Source organism: Aeromicrobium sp. WCS2018Hpa-31, assembly GCF_031843905.1.
Classification (GTDB): Bacteria; Actinomycetota; Actinomycetes; order Propionibacteriales; family Nocardioidaceae; genus Aeromicrobium.
Genome location: NZ_JAVTJF010000003.1, coordinates 204423 through 221429, shown reverse-complemented (window position 1 = coordinate 221429; position 17007 = coordinate 204423). Strand labels below are relative to the sequence as shown.

The following is a 17007-nucleotide window of genomic DNA, read 5'->3' as shown; positions in this document are numbered from 1 at the left end:
CCGCGATCTTCTTCCGTCGCTCACACGCGCCGCTCAGCGCGCTCTCAGTGATCGGGGAGAATGTTGTTCCATGACCGACCAGAACGATCCCTTCGCCGATCGCCCCTACTCCCCCCCGACGCAGCGCGGGGCCGGCGATGCGCCCTCCTCGGGCGCGGAGGGCACCCCTGGCGCTGCCCCCGAGCAGCACCTTCCCCAGCAGCCCGCCGACGCTCAGATCACGCCCGAGCAGGCGACCGGTGAGCCGCAGCCCGGTGGCCACCCGGCCGACCACGAGCCGACGGTGCAGACCCCCGTCGAGCAGGGCTCGACCCCGGACCGCACCGCTGAGCAGCCCACCACCGGGCAGCCCACGACCGAGCAGCCCGCGGCCTCGACCCCCGACCGCACCGGCACCCCGGTCCCCCCGGAGTACGCGCACCGCTACGAGGCACCCGCCGCCCCCGCGGCCGGCCACCCCGGCGCCGAGCCCACCGTCGTGCTCCCGGCCGGGGCCGGTGGCGGCCAGCAGCCGCCCTTCGCCGAGCACACCGCGGCGGCGGACAAGCCCCGACGTCGACCCCGCCGTGCCGTGGCCGGCGTCGCCGCCATCGCCCTGCTGGCCGCAGCCGCCGGAGCCGGCGGCGCCGCCCTCTACGACCAGCTCGGTGCCGGCGACTCCGGCACGAGCCCGGTGGTCAGCTCGCTCGACTCGACCAGCGGCAGCGACCAGGCCACGAGCGGCCAGGTCGAGAAGGTCGCGAAGGCCGTGCTGCCGTCCGTGGTCCAGATCAACGTGTCCGGTGGTTCCGAGGCCGGGTCCGGGACGGGCATCGCCATCAGCAGCGACGGCAACATCCTGACCAACAACCACGTCGTGGAGGCGGCCGCCGAGCAGGGCACGATCACGGTGGCCTTCAGCGACGGCACCACGTCCAAGGCCACGATCGTGGGCCGCGACCCGAAGACCGACCTCGCCGTGGTCAAGGTCGAGCGCGACGGCCTCACCCCGGCCACGTTCGGCAAGTCGTCCGACCTCGCGGTCGGCGAGGAGGTCGTGGCGATCGGCTCGCCCTTCGGTCTCGAGAGCACCGTCACGAGCGGCATCGTGAGCGCGCTGAACCGTCCCGTCTCCTCCTCCGACGGCTCGGGCCAGAACACCACCGTGTTCCCCGCCGTGCAGACCGACGCCGCGATCAACCCGGGCAACTCCGGCGGACCGCTCGTCGACCTCGAGGGTCGCGTGGTGGGCATCAACTCCGCCATCCGCTCGGGTGGCACGACCACCGCGAGCGCCGGTTCCATCGGCCTGGGCTTCGCCATCCCGATCGACCTCGCCAAGAGCGTGGCCGACCAGCTGGTCAAGGGCGAGAAGGTCGAGCACGCCCTCATCGGCGTCACCGTCCGTCCTGCCGTCGACAGCGACGACATCACCGGCATCGGCGCCGAGATCACCGAGGTCAACCCCGACAGCGCCGGCGCCGAGGCCGGTCTGGAGCAGGGCGACATCGTGACCGCCATCAACGGCCTTCCCGTCGGCAGCTCCGACGCGCTGGTGGCCGGCATCCGCGGCTACCGCCCCGGCGAGAAGGTCACGCTGACCTACCTGCGCGACGGCAAGAAGGCCGAGGCGGAGGTGACCCTCGCCTCCGACGGTGGCGAGACGAGCGACTGACGCTCCCCCGAACGGCGGCGCGCCCCTCCCCCCGAGCACTGCGCCGCCCTGCTCCTCCCCGGAACGCGGCACCTGCGTCCGGGGAGGAGCCATGTCTGGCGGCATCTCAGGCCTACCTGTCCGAAAACCGCGCGACGTCGAGGTCCTGCCAGCCCTAGCGTGGACGCATGACCGTCTCCCCCGTGACCGAACGCGTGACCGAGCGGGACTGGTCGGTGGCCGCGCTCGCCGTCACCGTGGTGCTGTGGGCGTCGGCGTTCGTCGGCATCCGCGCCGTGGCCGACGTCTTCGAGCCCGGTCCGTTGAGCCTCGGTCGGCTGGTCGTGGGAGCGCTCGCGCTCGTCGTGATCGCCCGGCCGTGGCGTCACCGCCTGCCGCGCGGGCGCACCCTCGGTCTGGTCGTCGTCTACGGCGTGCTGTGGTTCGGTGCCTACAACGTGGCCCTCAACGCCGGGGAGACCTACCTCGACGCCGGCACCGCCGCGCTCGTCGTGAACATCGGGCCGATCCTCATCGCGCTGCTCGCCGGGATCGTGCTCAAGGAGGGCTTCCCGCGTCCGCTCGTGGTCGGCATGGCGATCGCCTTCGCCGGCGTGGTGCTCATCGCCACCAGCACGCGCCACGACACGGCGGTCGAGACGGCCAGCGCCACCGGTGTGCTGCTGTGCGTCGCCGCCGCGGTGCTCTACGCCGTCGGCGCCCTGACCCAGAAGCCGACGCTGCGGACCGTCGCGCCGGCCATGTCGGTGTGGATGGCGTGCACCATCGGCGCCGTGGTCTGCCTGCCGTTCGCGCCGGGCCTCGTGGACCAGCTGGGGTCGGCGTCCAGCGGTGACGTGGCGTGGCTCGTCTACCTCGGGGTCTTCCCCACCGCCATCGGCTTCACGACCTGGTCGTACGCGCTGCGCCGGCTCAGCGCCGGCTCGGTCGCGTCGACGACGTACCTCGTGCCGGCCGTCGCGACGCTCATCTCGTGGGCGCTCCTGGGCGAGGTGCCCGCGCCCCTCGCGTTCGTGGGTGGTGCGCTCTGCCTGGCCGGCGTGGCCGTCACGCGCGTGCGTCCCCGAGGTGCGGCCCGCGCCTGACCACCACAGGCTGGACCCATGGCGAACATTCAGGTCGGCGACCGGGTCAGCTGGGACAGCCCGCAGGGCCGCACGCAGGGCAAGGTCGTGGAGCGCAAGACCAAGGACTTCCAGCTCGACGGACGCCAGTGGCGGGCCAGCGAGGACGAGCCGAAGCTCGTCGTCGAGAGCGAGAAGACCGGCGCGAAGGCGGCCCACGAGCCGTCGGCGCTGAACAAGCTGAAGAGCTAGCCGGGCGACCCCCGGCCGGGCCCTCCGCTCAGCCGAGCAGGTCGAGGACCAGGTCGCGCAGGATGGCGAACCCTCGCTGGGTCAGCACCGACTCGGCGTGGAACTGGATGCCGTGGAAGTGCGGACCGGCCACGTGGTGGATGTCGCCGGTCGCCTCTTCCCGCTCCACGGAGACGCCGGCGGGCAGGCCCGCCGCGCCGACGCGGGCCACGAACGTGTTGTAGAAGCCCACCGTCTCCGGTCGGCCCAGCACGTCGAGGCGCGACTGCGTGCCCTGGAAGACGATGTCCTTGAAGTCGACGTCGAGGCCGAGGTTGCGGCTCAGCACCTGGTGGCCCAGGCACACCGCGAGGAACGGCTGCTCCGAGGCGAGCAGGTCGACCACCACGTCGTCGAGGACCGCGATCTTGGCGTCGCCGACGTCGCGCGGGTCGCCCGGGCCCGGACCGACGACCACGAGGTCGTACTCGTCGAGCGCACGCCCGCCCTCGACCCAGGCGCGGTAGGCGTCGTGACGCACGACGTCGGTGCTCATGCCCAGCACGCCGAACACGTGCGACAGCATGTTGACGAAGTCGTCCTCGCCGTCGACCACCACGACCCTGCGTCCCTGCAGCGACGGCTCGGGCGCGGCACCGGACTGGTCCGACAGCCAGAACTGGCTGAGCCGGGCGTTGCGCTCGCCGAGGGCGATGAGCACGTCGTCCTCGCGGGTGAACGCGTCGAACGTGTCGGGCGCGCCACCCGTGGCGGGGGCCGGCGCGTCGACGAGGCCGAAGGCGCTCAGCACGCCCGAGGCCTTGGCCCACGTCTCGGCGGTCTCGTAGTCGGGGTCGGAGTCACGCACGAGCGTGGCCCCCGCGGTGACCTTCAGGTTGCCCTCGAGGTCGACGTCGGCGGTGCGGATGAGGATGGGCGCGTCGGCGCGCTGCAGCCCGTCGGCGTCGCGGCCCACCAGGGCGGCCACCGACGCGTAGTAGCCACGGCCGTGCGCCTCGTACTGCTCGATGAGCCGGCAGGCGTTCTCCACGGGGCTGCCCGTGACCGTGGCGGCGAACATCGAGTCGCGCAGCACGGCGCGCACGTCGCGGTCGGTGCGACCGGCGAGCAGGTACTCGGTGTGCACGAGGTGGCTCATCGGCTTGAGGTACGGCCCCAGCACGAGACCCCCCTCGTGGCAGATGTCGCACATCATCTTGAGCTCCTCGTCGACGACCATGAAGAGCTCGTAGATCTCCTTCTCGTCGCGCAGGAACTCCAGCAGGGCCGACGTCTTCTCGGCGTGGGTCGTGAGCCCCTTGGTGCGGAACGTGCCGCTGATCGGGTTCATCCGCACCTGGCCGGCCTCGACGCTCACGTGCCGCTCGGGACTCGCGCCGATGAGGTAGCGGTCGCCGGTGAAGATGCAGAAGGTCCAGAACGCACCGCGCTCGCGCTCGAGCAGGCGGCGGAAGACGGCCAGCGCGGCGTCGTGGCCCCAGTCGGCGACCTTGGCCCGGTAGTGCCGCCCGATCACCAGGTTGGCACCCTCGCCGCGCCCGATCTCGTCGTCGATGATCTGGCGCACCATCGAGGCGTAGTCGGCGTCGGACGTCTCGAAGCCGCCGCGGTCGGCCAGCTGCACGCCGCCGTCGGGCAGCGTCGGCAGCAGGTCGGCCAGCGGGACCTCGTGGAGGACGTCGGCGCTCACCACGCGCAGGGGCGTGCCGTCGTCGTGCGCGGCGAACCCGCGCTCGCGAGCCTGTCGGAACGGCACCAGCACCAGGTGGTCCCAGACTCCGCCACCAGCCGCCCCCGGCCCGGCACCCCCGCCGGGCCGGTCCGGGACACCGGCCGACAGGGGCACGTCGGCCAGGTCCTCGACGTCCTCGAAGGCGCCACCGAGGAGGGTCACCGTGTCGCTGTCGCGCACACGGATCAGCGCGAACGCGGCCTGCTGCTGGAGCTCGCCGACGAGCGGGTGGGTCATGGTGTCCGGTTCCTGAGCTGGTCGAAGGGGCGGTCGCCTCGGCCGGGGCCGGGACGGAGAACGCCCAGACCGCTCGGCTGAGGGGTCTGGGCGTGGGGTCGCGTGACAGGCCTCCTCTAGCGGAGGCGCCACCAGGTCATGGCCTGTGGACGAGCGGGGCGTGGTGTCACCCGGGCAGCGTAGCGTCTTGAGGGACTGATACCACGCAGATACCATCGGAGCATGGCCATGACGTTGCGACTCACCGACGAGCAGGACGCAGCCCTCACCCGGCTGGCGAACGCCCAGGGGATCAGCAAGAACGAGGCGGCGGCGAGGGCCATCGAACGCCAGCTCTCGGAGACCGAGCGCGAGCGCGACTTCGTGGCGGCCCTCGACGACACGCTCGCCCGCTACCCCAGCACCATCAAGCGGCTCGGCGAGTGACCCGCTTCCTCACGCTGCGAGAGGCGCTGAGGATCGCCGAAGCCGTGATCGGCGAGACTCCCCTGGTGCGCGACATCGGTCTCGTGGAGTCGGCGCTCGCACGGCCACGCACCTCGATCTTCGGTGACGACGCCTATCCGAGCCTCGACGAGAAGGCCGCCGCACTGCTGCAGTCGCTCGCCACGAACCATGCCCTCGTCGACGGCAACAAGCGCCTGGCCTTCGCCTGCACCTCCACGTTCCTGACCCTCAACGGTGCGCCGCTCACCCTCGACGACCAGAATGCGGCGTACGACCTCGTCATCGCCGTCGCCACCAGCGAGCTCACCGAGGTCGAGGACATCGCTCGAGCTCTCCGGGAGGGACTGTGAACGACCAGCCTGTCGACGTGGACATCGACGTCGACCTGATCCGCCGCGACCTCGCGCAGCTCGTCAGCTACCCCAGCGTGGGCGGCAGCGAGTCCGAGGCCTCCGTGCAGCGCTGGTGCGCCGCGACCCTGCAGGGCCTGGGCCTCGACGTCGACCTGTGGCCGATCGACCTGGCCGCGCTGCGCGCCGACCCCGACTACCCCGGCGAGGAGGTCGAGCGCGACGAGGCGTGGGGTTGCGTCGGCACCGGCGGGGGGCCAGGGGCCCCGAACCTCGTGCTCAACGGTCACGTCGACGTCGTGCCGCCCGGCGACCCGGACTGGTGGACCGCCCACGACCCCTGGTACCTGCAGGAGGCCGACGGCCGCTGGTACGGCCGCGGCACGTGCGACATGAAGGGTGGCGTCGTCGCCATCCTCGCGGCGGTGCGCGCCGTGGGTGACCGGTTGACCAAGCCGTTCGCGGTGCACGTGGTCGTCGGCGAGGAGGACGGCGGCATCGGCACCTTCGCCACCCTGCGGCGGGGCCACACGGGTCTGGCCTGCCTCATCGCCGAGCCGACGGCGGGTCAGATCGTCTCGGCCAACGCCGGGTCGCTCACGTTCCGGATCGAGCTGCGCGGCCGGGCCACGCACGGGTCGCGCGCCGGGCACGGCGTCAGCGCGGTCGACCTCTTCGAGCGCGTTCACGCGGCACTGCGTCGACTCGACGCCGAGCGCAACGTCGACCCGCCGGCACCGTTCACCGACCGCCCGTGGCCCCTCTCGGTAGGCATCGTGCAGGCCGGCGACTGGGCCAGCACCGTGCCCGACCTGCTCGTCGCGGAGGGCCGGTTCGGGGTCATGCCCGGCGAGTCCTTCGCCGACGCCGTGGCCACCTTCGAGGCGGCCGTCGCCTCCGTGGACGACCCGTGGCTGCGCGAGCACCCGCCGCAGGTCACGTGGCCCGGCGGTCGGTTCGCAGCCGGCTCGCTGCCCGACGCCCACCCGTTCGGCGACTCGGTCCGAGACGCCGTGGTGGCCGCCGGCGCCGAGGCGCCGCCGTTTGTGGGCGCCCCGTACGGCTCCGACCTGCGCCAGTACGCCGCGGCCGGCATCCCCACCGTCCAGTTCGGACCCGGTCACATCGAGCACGCCCACGCCGTCGACGAGTACGTGCCGATCGACGAGGTCGTGCTCAGCGCCCGCGCCTACGCGCACCTGCTCCTGCGCCACTGCTCCTGATCTGCGGGGTGGGCGGTAGGTGACGCTCCGAACGGAGCGGCCAGCGGTAGGTCTCGTACCTGATCCGGCCGGTTTGGGGTGCGTCACCTACCTCTGACGGCACGGTTCGTCAGTCCTGGACGGCCTTCGCCACGGTGACGCAGGTCGTCGACCAGTCGCGGTCCTCCGTCGTGAGCGGGCGGCCGAGACGCTGGGCGTCCTGCACGGCCCACAACGCGTTGTGCATCATGCGGACGACCACCCAGTCGCGCGCCCGGTCCTCGTCGAGTCCGGCGGCGTCGACCACGGCGTGGAAGCGGCGGCGGACCGCGAACCGGACGTCGCGAGCGGCCAGGACCTCGTCCCAGCGGTTCCACAGCAACGGGGCCGGCTCGTAGTGCGGGTCGCCGCTGATGCCCTTCGGGTCGATCGCCAGCCAGGGTTCACGCGGGTCCGCCTCACCCGCCGCGCCACGACGCGAGGCGAGGACGTTCGCGTCGTGCAGATCCGTGTGCACGGCCACGCCGTCCGTGTCCGGGTCGGCCGCCAGGTCACGCCCGAGCGAGACGGCCTGCTGCACGAGACGTCGGGGCGCCGGGACCGTGGCCTCCGCCGCGGCGAGCTCCTCGGTCCAGCGGGCGACCAGCGACGACAGCGCGACGAGCCGACGCGGCGCCGGCCGGTGCAGCGTGGCGTACAGCCCGGCGACCACCTCGCACGCGTCCAGCACCGGGAGCGACGACAGTGCGGCGGGGCCGGCGCGCTCCAGCAGCAATGCCCCGCGGGCCGGGTCGGCGCGGAGCATCCGCACCGCACCTCGGCCGTCCCACGTCGACAGCGTCAGGTGCTCGTGCCGGGTCTCCTCGTCGACGAACCCGACCTTGAGCACGGCCTCGACCCCGTCGGCGGAGCGCACCGGCAGAACGAGCGCGCACTCGCCGTGCATCGCCTCGCCGTCGCGCCGCACCGTCCACTCCTCCAGCAGCGTCTCGACGGTCCGGGGCAGGGCCTCCACGAACGCGGCCCACTCCGGCCCGCGGTCGGCGAAGGCCAGGACGTCCGGCGGGAGCGCGATCACGCCACCAGACAACCACCCGGCGCCCACCGCGGGTCACGGCTGGACGGGCGCCTCCGGGTCCTCCTCGTCGGCGGTCGGGTCCTCCGTGGGATCCGGCTCGGCCGGCGTCGGGGCCGACGTGAGCGGCAGCGGCGTGTAGTCGCCGACGTCGATCACGCCCGCGGGCGTGAAGGTGACGACCTGCAGACCCACCGGCGCACCGTCGGCGTCGAAGGTGACGATCGTGACCTGGGCGTCGCGACGCAGGCTGCTGCCCAGCGCGATCGGCAGCACCGCGCCGCCGGTCGAGCCGGTGGTGAGGCGCGTGGTCGTGGCGCCGCCCGGACCGGCGATCGCCTTCGGCCCCACCTGGTAGTGCAGGTGGCCGGTGAGCACGAGGTCGACGCAGCCGCTGCCGGCGACCTCCTTCGCCGACGCCCACGAGTGCACCGCGAGCACGCCCACCCGCTCGCCTCGTTCGTCGGACTCGCACGCCACGTCGCGCAGGGCGGTGTCCTGGTCCGACAGCGCGGAGTCGCGGGTTGCCGCGTCCTCGGTGTAGCCGGTGATCTTCGTGCCGCGCGGGTCGGTCTCGCCCAGGAAGCGCACCCCGCCGACCTCGACGGGCTCGGCGTCGAGCACGGTGAAGCCGTTCTTGCGCATCTGCTCCACCGTGGGGTCGGCGTCGTGGTTGCCGCCGACGGCCACGACGTCGAAGCCGTCGAACTCGCGGGCGAGGGAGTTGATGCTGAAGTTCTCCCACTCCCCGCCCTGCGACGTGTCGTCGCCGAGGTCGATGAGGAGCTCCGCCTGCGCCTGGTCGGCGATGCGCCGCGCGACCGGGTCCATGCCGATGTTGTCGTGCCGGTCGGTGACGACCAGGGCCGTCTTCTCGCCCTCCTCGGGCCGGCGCACGCTCACCTGCTGGGCCTGCTCCTCCAGCGCGCCGTAGAAGCTGACCGAGTCCTGGTAGAGGTAGAGCGCACCCTCCACGAGGGCCCGGCTGCTCGTCGTGGCGCTGCCCTGCGCCAGCTCGAGCCGGTCGAGCACCGGGTCGGCCGGCAGCTGGGGGAAGACCTCGCGCACGCTCGACCACGTCTGCTCGGGAGCGTCGTCCTGGCGCTCGGGAAGAGTCACCAGCACCAGGGAACCGACCACCACGACCGACGTCGCGACCGCACCCGCAACCTGGCCGCGCGACGGCTGCACGGCGTCGCGGCGGATCCGGCGACGTCGGTCCTCGCCGACCGCCCGCCACGCCAGCACCACCACGGTGACGGCCAGCACGCCGACACCGACACCCCGCAGCGCCGCCTCGGCAGCCATGTCGGTCACGGCCGCCGTGACCTCGCGGATCTCACCCTGGGGCTGCGCCGCGATCGCGGCGTCGCGCTGCAGCAGCTCCTCCAGGCCGACGGCGTCGGAGTCGCCCAGGCGGATGTCGACACCGAGTCCGACGGGTGCGTCGACGTCGACCCGGGCCTTCGGCAGCAGCGGTCCGAAGTCGAGGGTCGCGTGGCCGTCGAACGCCGGGCTGACCACCGCCTGGTGCGCGCCGATCGTGAGGTGCCGCTCGCTGTGCACGAACGTCGAGGACGCGACGGGGAGACCGGCCAGCACGGCCACCGCCAGCAGGGCCACTCCGACCAGGATCCTTCGCACGGCACCACCCTAGGAGGGGCGTGCCGGTCCCACGGGCCTCGGCCATCCGTTTCGGACAGTTCCGGGGCACTTTCAGGGTCCGAACCGCCCCGGAAGTGTCCACAACGGAGGGACTCAGGAGACGCGGGAGAGCCAGGTCTGGGTGGTGCCGACGGTGGTGAGCAGCTGGGTGGCGCGGGTCAGCACGACGTAGAAGGTGCGCCAGCCGGCCTCGGACTCGGCGACGATCGCGTCGGGCTCGACCACCACCACGGCGTCGAACTCCAGGCCCTTGGTGTCGAGCCCGTCGAGCACCCGCAGCCGGTCGTGGGCGGCGAGCTCGCCGGCCAGCCGCTCCCGCAGACGGGGCAGGTCGGCGCGGGCGGCCACGACCGCCACGGTGCCCTCGACCCGCTCGAGCATCGTGGCGACCTCCGCGGCGGTCGCGTCGAGCAGCGCTGCGTCGGCCACCCACTCGTGGCGCGGCGACTCCCCCGTCTTGCGCACCGCCTCGGCGAGGTCGGCACCGGGGATCGCGACCTGGGCCACGTCGGCTGCGAGCTCGTAGATCTCCGCGGAGTTGCGGTAGTTGGTCGACAGCCGGAACCGGTGCTCGGGCTTGCCCTCCAGCGCGGTGGACCGGGCCGCCGCCGCCTCCTCGGGGTGCGGCCACGACGACTGGGCGGGGTCGCCGACGATCGTCCAGCTGGCGTACCGGCCGCGACGTCCGAGCATGCGCCACTGCAAGGGCGACAGGTCCTGGGCCTCGTCGACGAGCACGTGGGCGTAGCCGTCGTCGTCGATGCTGGTGGTGGAGCGCAGCTCGTTCTCGACCTCGCGCTCACGTCGCTCGAAGCTCATCAGCTGGCGCGGGACGTCGTGGTCGTCGTCGTCCTCCGGCGGGACCTCGCCCACGAGGTAGCGCAGCTCGTCGATGAGCGGCACGTCCTCGATGGCCGGCACGCCCGCCTGCCACGACGCGACCATGGCGTCGAGCTCCTCGGCCGAGAAGGCCCCGTTGGCCAGCTCGCGCACCCGCCGGGGCAGGGTGCGCCACAGCTCGACGGCCTCGACGGGCGGCCACCAGGCCTCCACGAAGTCGACGTAGCGGTAGTCGGTCGTGAGCGTGTCGAGGAAGCCCTCCTCGCCCTTCTCGAGCGCCCGCTCGCCCTCGACCTGCTGCCACAGGGCGCGCGCCACGGCGGCCGGGGCCTTCGCGTAGGCGCGGTTGCGCGGCAGGTTGGCCAGCAGCCCACGCCGGATGTTCGCCAGCTTCTTGGCGTCGAGGACGAGCACGTCGTCCTTGTAGAAGTAGCGGAACGACGTGGGCTCGCCCGGCTGGGGCGATGTGGCGAGCCGGCGCAGCACCGGCAGCATGCGCGACGACCCCTTTGCGGCGGCGGCCTTGGGCTCGTCGTGCTGCAGCGCCCGCAGCCCGTCGACGACCTCGCCGAGCGAGCGCAGCGTCACGGCCGTCTCGCCGAGGCTCGGCAGCACCCGCTCGATGTAGTTCATGAACACCGACGAGGGTCCGACGACGAGCACGCCGCCGGACTCGAAGCGCCGACGATCGGTGTACAGCAGGTAGGCGGCGCGGTGCAGCGCCACGACGGTCTTGCCGGTGCCCGGGCCGCCGCCGATGATCGTGGCGCCGCGGCTGGGCGCCCGGATGGCCTCGTCCTGCTCCTTCTGGATGGTCGCGACCACGGAGTGCATGGTGCTGTCGCGGGCGCGCGAGAGGCTGGCCAGCAAAGCACCCTCACCCACCACGACCATGTCGTCGGGGGCGTTGTCGCCGTCGAGCAGGTCGTCCTCGACCCCCACCACGGTCTTGCCCGAGCTGCGAAGCACCCGGCGACGCACGACGCCGGAGGGCTCCTGCGCGGTGGCCTGGTAGAACAGCGCCGCCGCAGGGGCGCGCCAGTCGATGAGCAGGATCTCGCGGTCGGCGTCGCGCACGCCGATGCGGCCGATGTAGCGCGCCTCCCCCTCGAGCAGGTCGAGCCGGCCGAACACCAGTCCGTCGTGGGCGGCGTTGAGCGCCGTCAGCCGGCGCGTGGCCTGGAAGACCATCGCGTCACGCTCGACGAGGCCGCCCTCGTTGCCGACGTGGCCACGCGCGAAGCCCTCGGTGACGAGCGACTGGGCCACCTTCGTCGACTCGTCGAGTCGCCCGTAGACGACGTCGACGTACGCCTGCTCCGCCGCGATCTCGGCGGCGGCCTGCTGCTCGGAGGACACGCTTTCCTCGGCTCTCGTGGGTCTTTCTGCGAACTCCCCATCCTAACGACCTGCGCGGCCAGGAATTCCCGCAACCCGGACCACGACCGCGATCCGGGCGGATCGGCGGCCACGGACAACTTTCCGGCGGCTGCGCGCATCTCCGCCTCCACACCCACCAGGAGGACACCATGGACCACGCACGCTCCACTCACGGACGAGGACGCCACATCGCCCTCGTCGCCGCACTGCTCGCCCTCGCGGCCCTGCTCGTCGCGCCCACCGGTGCAGCGCAGGCCGCCGCCACGGTGACGGTCAAGGGAACCGTCACCGACACGCACGGCTACCCGCTTCCGGGCATCGACCTCACCCTCAAGGAGGTCGGTATCGATGACGGCCCCCGACTGGTCGCGAAGGGTCGGACCGACGAGGCCGGGCGGTACACGCTCAACAAGGTCCCGGCCGATCCCGCGATCAAGTACTTCATGGAGATCGAGGACCGCACCGGTCACCACCAGACGACCTACCTCTCCGGGCTCACGGTGACGAAGGACATCACGCGCAACGTCCGGCTGGCGTCGGCCGGTTTCATCGAGGGGACGGTCTCCGTCCGCGACGGCGACGGCCCCGTCATGTCGGCACGCTTCGTGCGGGCGACGGCCATCTCCGACGACGACGTCAACTTCGCCGCCACGCTGGCCACGTCGGCCGGACGCTACCGGCTCGGGGGGCTCGCCCCGGGTCGTTACAAGGTCCAGCTGCGGGACACGCGCGGGCAGCTCCAGGGTCTCTGCTACGACCAGGTGGCCTGGGACGAGAACGAGACGTGCAGCCAGCCGGTGACGCTCGTGACCGTCCGGGCGGGCCGGACGACGACCCTCGAGCCGCAGCTGATCGACCAGCCCGAGGTCAACCCCTGAGGCGGGACGGACGGACGACCCGGTAGGGGGGTCGCGCGGCGCCTCGCGGCCGGAGCTCGGTCGCGAGGCGTCCCTCAGGACTTCCGGCGCTGCAGGAAGGCGGTCATCGCCTCGCGCGCCTCGTCGCTGCCGAACAGGCGCGCGGACTGCTCGGCCACGTCGGCACCCAGCGCGTCGATGCGGGCCACGAGGTCGTGGTTCAGCAGCCGCTTGGTCTCGCGCAGCCCTTGCGGATAGCCCTGCACCAGGTCGGCCAGGACCGACCCGACCGCGTCGGCGAGGTCGGCGTCGGGCACGGCCCGGGTGACCAGGCCGGCGGCCTGCGCCTCCTGGGCGTCGAAGGTGCGGCCGGTGAGGAACAGCTCGGCCGCGGCCCGGTCGGAGAAGCGCTCGAGAAGCGTGAGCGAGATGACCGCGGGCGCCAGCGCCAGCCGGACCTCCGTGAGGGCGAAGGTGACCGACTCCGCCGCGACGACCACGTCGGCTGCTCCCACGATGCCGAGGCCCCCGGCCCGCACCGGGCCGGCCAGCTCGACCACGACCGGCGTCCCGGCGGTCGCGATCTGGCGCTGCAGCGCAACGATGGCCCGCGCACCCTCCTCCATGCCGCCGCTCGCCGCCTCCGAGAGGTCGGCCCCCGAGCAGAACACGCGGTGCGCGGACCGGACGAGGATCACGCGCACGTCGGCATCGGCGTCGGCGCGCTCGAGCCGCTCGGCCAGCTCGGTGACCAGCTGCCGGCTGAGCGCGTTGCGGTTGTGCTCGCTGTCGAGCGTGACGGTGGCGACCGCGTCGGCCACCTCCAGGTGCACCAGCTCACTCATGACGTCTCCTCGGTCGACGGTGGTCTCGATACGTTCGGGTCCTCGCTCGACGGGGTCTCGATACGTGCGGGCTGGCTCCTTCGTCGCACCCCGCACTACTCGACCAGCGATCACCGTCGGTCGAGTAGCGGCGACGGCGAGCGCCAGCGAGCGCGTCGATGCGTATCGAGACCACCATCGCAGTGATCAGTAGGACTTGGGCAGGCCCAGGGAGAACTGGGCCACGAAGTTGAGCGCCATCTCCTTGGACACGGGGGCGATGTTGCTGAGCCGCGACGAGGCGACGGCCTGCACGAGGCCGTACTCGAGCGCCAGGCCGTTGCCGCCGTGGGTCTGGATGGCCTGGTCGACGGCCTTCGCCGCGGCCTCGCCGGCGGCCACCTTCGCCATGTTGGCGGCCTCGCCCGCACCCATCAGGTCGCCGGCGGCGTAGAGCGCGGCAGCCTTCTGGGTGAGCAGGCGCGCCATCTCGACGTCGATGTGCAGGCGGGCGAGCGGGTGGCTGATGGCCTGGTGGGCGCCGATCGGCTTGCCCCACACCTCGCGCTCCTTGGCGTAGGCCACGGCCTTGCGGATCGCCCAGCGGGCCGTGCCGGTGGCCATCGACGCCGCCATGATCCGCTCGGGGTTGAGACCCGCGAAGAGCTGCTCCAGACCGGCGTCCTCGTCGCCGACCAGGGCATCGGCGGGCACACGCACGTCGTCGAAGAACAGCGTGAACTGCTTCTCCGGGCTCACGACGCCCATCTCGATCTGCTGCTTCGTGAAGCCCTCGGCGTCCGTGGGCACCATGAACAGCGCGGGCTTGAGCTTGCCGGTGCGGGCGTCGGAGTAGCGCGCGACGACCAGCAGGTGGCTGGCCTCGTCGACGCCGGAGATGTAGGTCTTGGTGCCGTTGAGCACCCACGTGCCGTCGTCGTCCTTCCGGGCGTTCGTGACGATGTTGTGGGAGTTGGAGCCGGCGTCGGGCTCGGTGATGGAGAAGGCGTACGTGGCGGTGCCGTCGGCCAGACCGGGCAGCCAGCGCTCCTTCTGCTCCTGCGTGCCGTACTGCGCGATGGTCGTGCCGACGATCGCCGGGCTGACCACCATGAGCAGCAGCGGGCAGCCGGCCGTGGCCAGCTCCTCGCACACGGCCGCGAGGTCGCCGATGTCGCCGCCACCACCGCCGAACTCCTCGGGGATCGAGACGCCGAGGTAGCCGTTCCTTCCGGCCTCGGCCCACAGCTCGGTGGTCTTGCGTCCCTCCGCCGCGGTCTCGTGGAAGTACTTCTCGCCGTACTTGGCGCCCAGGGACGCGACGGCCTTGCGCAGCTCCTGGCGCTCCTGGGTCTCGGTGAACTGGCTCATGGGAGGTTCCCTTCGATGGTTTCGATGACGGCGAGGACCGCACCGGACTCGACCTGCTGGCCCGCCGTGACGGCGAGCTCGGTCACCACGCCGTCGACGGGCGCGGTGATGGTGTGCTGCATCTTCATGGCCTCGAGGACGACCACGACGTCGCCCTTCGTGACCTGCTGGCCGGCCTCGACGCCGACCTGCACGACGCTGGCCGGCATCGGGGCGAGGAGAGAGCCTTCGGCGACGACGTCGGCCGGGTCGACGAACGTGGGGACGACGTCGAACGACAGCGACCCGGCGGGTCCGTCCACGTCGACCGTCTCGTCGGCCACGGCCACGCGGTACGTCTCGGTGACGCCGCCGACCAGGAGCACCGCGTGCGACGGGGAGGCCTCGACCACGTCGGCCAGGTCGCTCACGAGCCGCCCACCCTCGGCGCGGTACTCGACGACGACCTCCTCCTCGCCGACTCGGAGCCGTCGCGTGCGCGGCTGGCTGGGCACGTTGCGGAACGCGGTGGGGATGCGGCCCAGCACGGGTGAGGACGTCGACGCGGCGCGCGCCTGCGCGAGCGCGGCCGCGAGGGCTGCTCGCTGCACCGCGGCGTCGTCGAGGAGGGGCTTCGTCCAGTCGCCGATCCGCTCGGCGAGCAGGGCGGTGTGCACCCGGCCGGCGACGAACTCCTCGTCGGCCAGGACGCCGCGCAGCAGGCCCACGTTGGTGGTGAGGCCGTGCACGCGCGTGCGGCGCAGGGCGTCGTCGAGACGTCGGACCGCCTGGGTGCGGTCGTCGCCGTGGGCGACCACCTTGGCGATCATCGCGTCGTAGAAGTGCGTGACGACCGAGCCGGACTCCACCGCCGAGTCGGTGCGCAGACCTGGCCCGCTCGGCACCTCGAAGGTGCGCAGCGTGCCGGTCTGGGGAGCCCAGTCGTCGCCGGCGTCCTCGGCGTAGAGGCGCACCTCGATCGCGTGGCCGGTGGGTCCGGTCGGCTCGTCGGCCGGCAGCGCGTGACCCTCGGCGACCGACACCTGCAGCGCGACGAGGTCGATGCCGAACACCTCCTCGGTGACGGGGTGCTCGACCTGCAGGCGGGTGTTCATCTCCAGGAAGAAGACGCGTCCGTCGTCGGCGTGGCCGTCGGACACGAGGAACTCCACGGTGCCGGCGCCGACGTAGCCCACCGCCTCGGCGGCGTTGCGAGCCGCGGTGTGCAGGGTGCGGCGGACGGCGTCGCTGAGGTTGGGCGCGGGCGCCTCCTCCACGACCTTCTGGTGCCGACGCTGGATCGAGCAGTCGCGGTCGCCGAGGATCCAGGTGGTGCCGTGCGTGTCGGCCAGCACCTGCACCTCCACGTGGCGCGCCGTCGGCAGGTACGGCTCGACGAACACGGTGTCGTCGCCGAACGCCGACGCCGCCTCGGCCGCGGCGGCCGTCAGCTCGCCCTCGAGGTCCTCGGCGCGCTCGACCACGCGCATGCCGCGTCCACCGCCGCCGGCCGACGCCTTCACCAGCAGCGGGAAGTCGCCGGGCTGGGCGGTCTCGGGCTCGATGCTGAGGATCGGCACGCCCGCCTCGGCCATGATCTCCTTGGCGCGGATCTTGCTGCCCATCGCGTCGATGGACTCCGGCGTGGGGCCGATCCAGACCAGGCCGGCCTCGGCGACGGCGCGCGCGAAGTCGGCGTTCTCGGACAGGAAGCCGTAGCCGGGGTGGATCGCGTCGGCACCGGCCCGACGCGCGGCGTCGATCACGAGGTCGGCGCGCAGGTACGTCTCCGTCGGGCTGTTGGCTGCCCCGGCGGAGGCCGATGGATCGCGGAGCGGCACGGCCACGTCGGCCTCGGCCACGAACGGCGCGGTGGCGTCGGCGTCGGAGTGCACGGCGACGGTGCGGATGCCGAGGTCACGGCAGGTGCGGAACACCCGGCGCGCGATCTCCCCTCGGTTGGCCACGAGGACTGAACGAATCATCGGTTCTCACTTTCGAGAGCAAGCATGGGCCGAGCGCAGCGAGGCACGCGCCCGTGCGAAGCACGGCTGCGACGGAGTCGCAGGAGCGGCGAG

Annotated in this window: 14 protein-coding genes; 7 read left to right on the top strand and 7 right to left on the bottom strand. The window is 72.6% G+C overall.

What is annotated here, in order from left to right:
* Positions 1–70: 70 nt before the first annotated feature.
* The 3 genes from RQG84_RS05000 to RQG84_RS04990 all read left to right on the top strand — a co-directional run bounded on the left by RQG84_RS05000 (position 71) and on the right by RQG84_RS04990 (position 2970).
* A complete protein-coding gene (locus RQG84_RS05000) occupies positions 71–1654 on the top strand; it encodes a trypsin-like peptidase domain-containing protein (protein ID WP_311209121.1) in 1584 nt (527 codons plus the stop codon).
* Between the two features lie 167 nt (positions 1655–1821).
* Positions 1822–2739 (top strand): DMT family transporter, encoded by a 918-nt coding sequence (locus RQG84_RS04995; RefSeq protein ID WP_257728517.1) that lies wholly within the window; start codon positions 1822–1824, stop codon positions 2737–2739.
* Positions 2740–2757: 18 nt separating this feature from the next.
* Entirely contained in the window at positions 2758–2970 is a 213-nt protein-coding gene (locus RQG84_RS04990; RefSeq protein ID WP_257728518.1) for a DUF2945 domain-containing protein, read from the top strand.
* Between the two features lie 28 nt (positions 2971–2998).
* Here the strand turns inward: RQG84_RS04990 and RQG84_RS04985 are convergent, their stop codons facing one another.
* Entirely contained in the window at positions 2999–4939 is a 1941-nt protein-coding gene (locus RQG84_RS04985) for an anthranilate synthase family protein (RefSeq protein ID WP_311209120.1), read from the bottom strand.
* A gap of 222 nt (positions 4940–5161) precedes the next feature.
* On the opposite strand from RQG84_RS04985, the gene RQG84_RS04980 reads away from it, so the two are divergent.
* Genes RQG84_RS04980 through RQG84_RS04970 form a run of 3 tightly spaced genes read left to right on the top strand, consistent with a single transcriptional unit; the run spans position 5162 to position 6959 of the window.
* On the top strand, positions 5162–5365 hold the full coding sequence (locus RQG84_RS04980) for a CopG family transcriptional regulator (RefSeq protein ID WP_311209119.1): 204 nt from the start codon (positions 5162–5164) through the stop codon (positions 5363–5365).
* Entirely contained in the window at positions 5362–5736 is a 375-nt protein-coding gene (locus RQG84_RS04975) for a type II toxin-antitoxin system death-on-curing family toxin (protein ID WP_311209118.1), read from the top strand. Before RQG84_RS04980 ends, RQG84_RS04975 begins: the two co-directional genes overlap by 4 nt.
* Positions 5737–5753: 17 nt before the next feature.
* Positions 5754–6959 (top strand): ArgE/DapE family deacylase, encoded by a 1206-nt coding sequence (locus tag RQG84_RS04970; protein ID WP_311209117.1) that lies wholly within the window; start codon positions 5754–5756, stop codon positions 6957–6959.
* A gap of 109 nt (positions 6960–7068) precedes the next feature.
* Here RQG84_RS04970 and RQG84_RS04965 read toward each other — a convergent pair whose 3' ends face one another.
* The 3 genes from RQG84_RS04965 to RQG84_RS04955 form a co-directional block, all read right to left on the bottom strand.
* The gene (locus RQG84_RS04965) at positions 7069–8016 is read right to left on the bottom strand and encodes an aminoglycoside phosphotransferase family protein (RefSeq protein ID WP_311209116.1); all 948 of its coding nucleotides are present in this window, start codon (positions 8014–8016) and stop codon (positions 7069–7071) included.
* Between the two features lie 33 nt (positions 8017–8049).
* Complete coding sequence (locus RQG84_RS04960; RefSeq protein WP_311209115.1) at positions 8050–9657, bottom strand: metallophosphoesterase; 1608 nt, start codon at positions 9655–9657, stop codon at positions 8050–8052.
* Between the two features lie 114 nt (positions 9658–9771).
* Positions 9772–11877 (bottom strand): AAA family ATPase, encoded by a 2106-nt coding sequence (locus tag RQG84_RS04955; protein ID WP_311209114.1) that lies wholly within the window; start codon positions 11875–11877, stop codon positions 9772–9774.
* 170 nt (positions 11878–12047) lie between these two features.
* On the opposite strand from RQG84_RS04955, the gene RQG84_RS04950 reads away from it, so the two are divergent.
* The gene (locus RQG84_RS04950; protein ID WP_311209113.1) at positions 12048–12776 is read left to right on the top strand and encodes a carboxypeptidase-like regulatory domain-containing protein; all 729 of its coding nucleotides are present in this window, start codon (positions 12048–12050) and stop codon (positions 12774–12776) included.
* Positions 12777–12850: 74 nt separating this feature from the next.
* Here RQG84_RS04950 and RQG84_RS04945 read toward each other — a convergent pair whose 3' ends face one another.
* The 3 genes from RQG84_RS04945 to RQG84_RS04935 all read right to left on the bottom strand — a co-directional run bounded on the left by RQG84_RS04945 (position 12851) and on the right by RQG84_RS04935 (position 16914).
* A complete protein-coding gene (locus tag RQG84_RS04945; RefSeq protein ID WP_311209112.1) occupies positions 12851–13600 on the bottom strand; it encodes an enoyl-CoA hydratase-related protein in 750 nt (249 codons plus the stop codon).
* 186 nt (positions 13601–13786) lie between these two features.
* Complete coding sequence (locus tag RQG84_RS04940) at positions 13787–14950, bottom strand: acyl-CoA dehydrogenase family protein (protein ID WP_055962600.1); 1164 nt, start codon at positions 14948–14950, stop codon at positions 13787–13789.
* Positions 14947–16914 (bottom strand): biotin carboxylase N-terminal domain-containing protein, encoded by a 1968-nt coding sequence (locus RQG84_RS04935; protein WP_311209111.1) that lies wholly within the window; start codon positions 16912–16914, stop codon positions 14947–14949. The genes RQG84_RS04940 and RQG84_RS04935 overlap by 4 nt, the downstream gene beginning before the upstream one ends.
* Between the last annotated feature and the right edge of the window lie 93 nt (positions 16915–17007).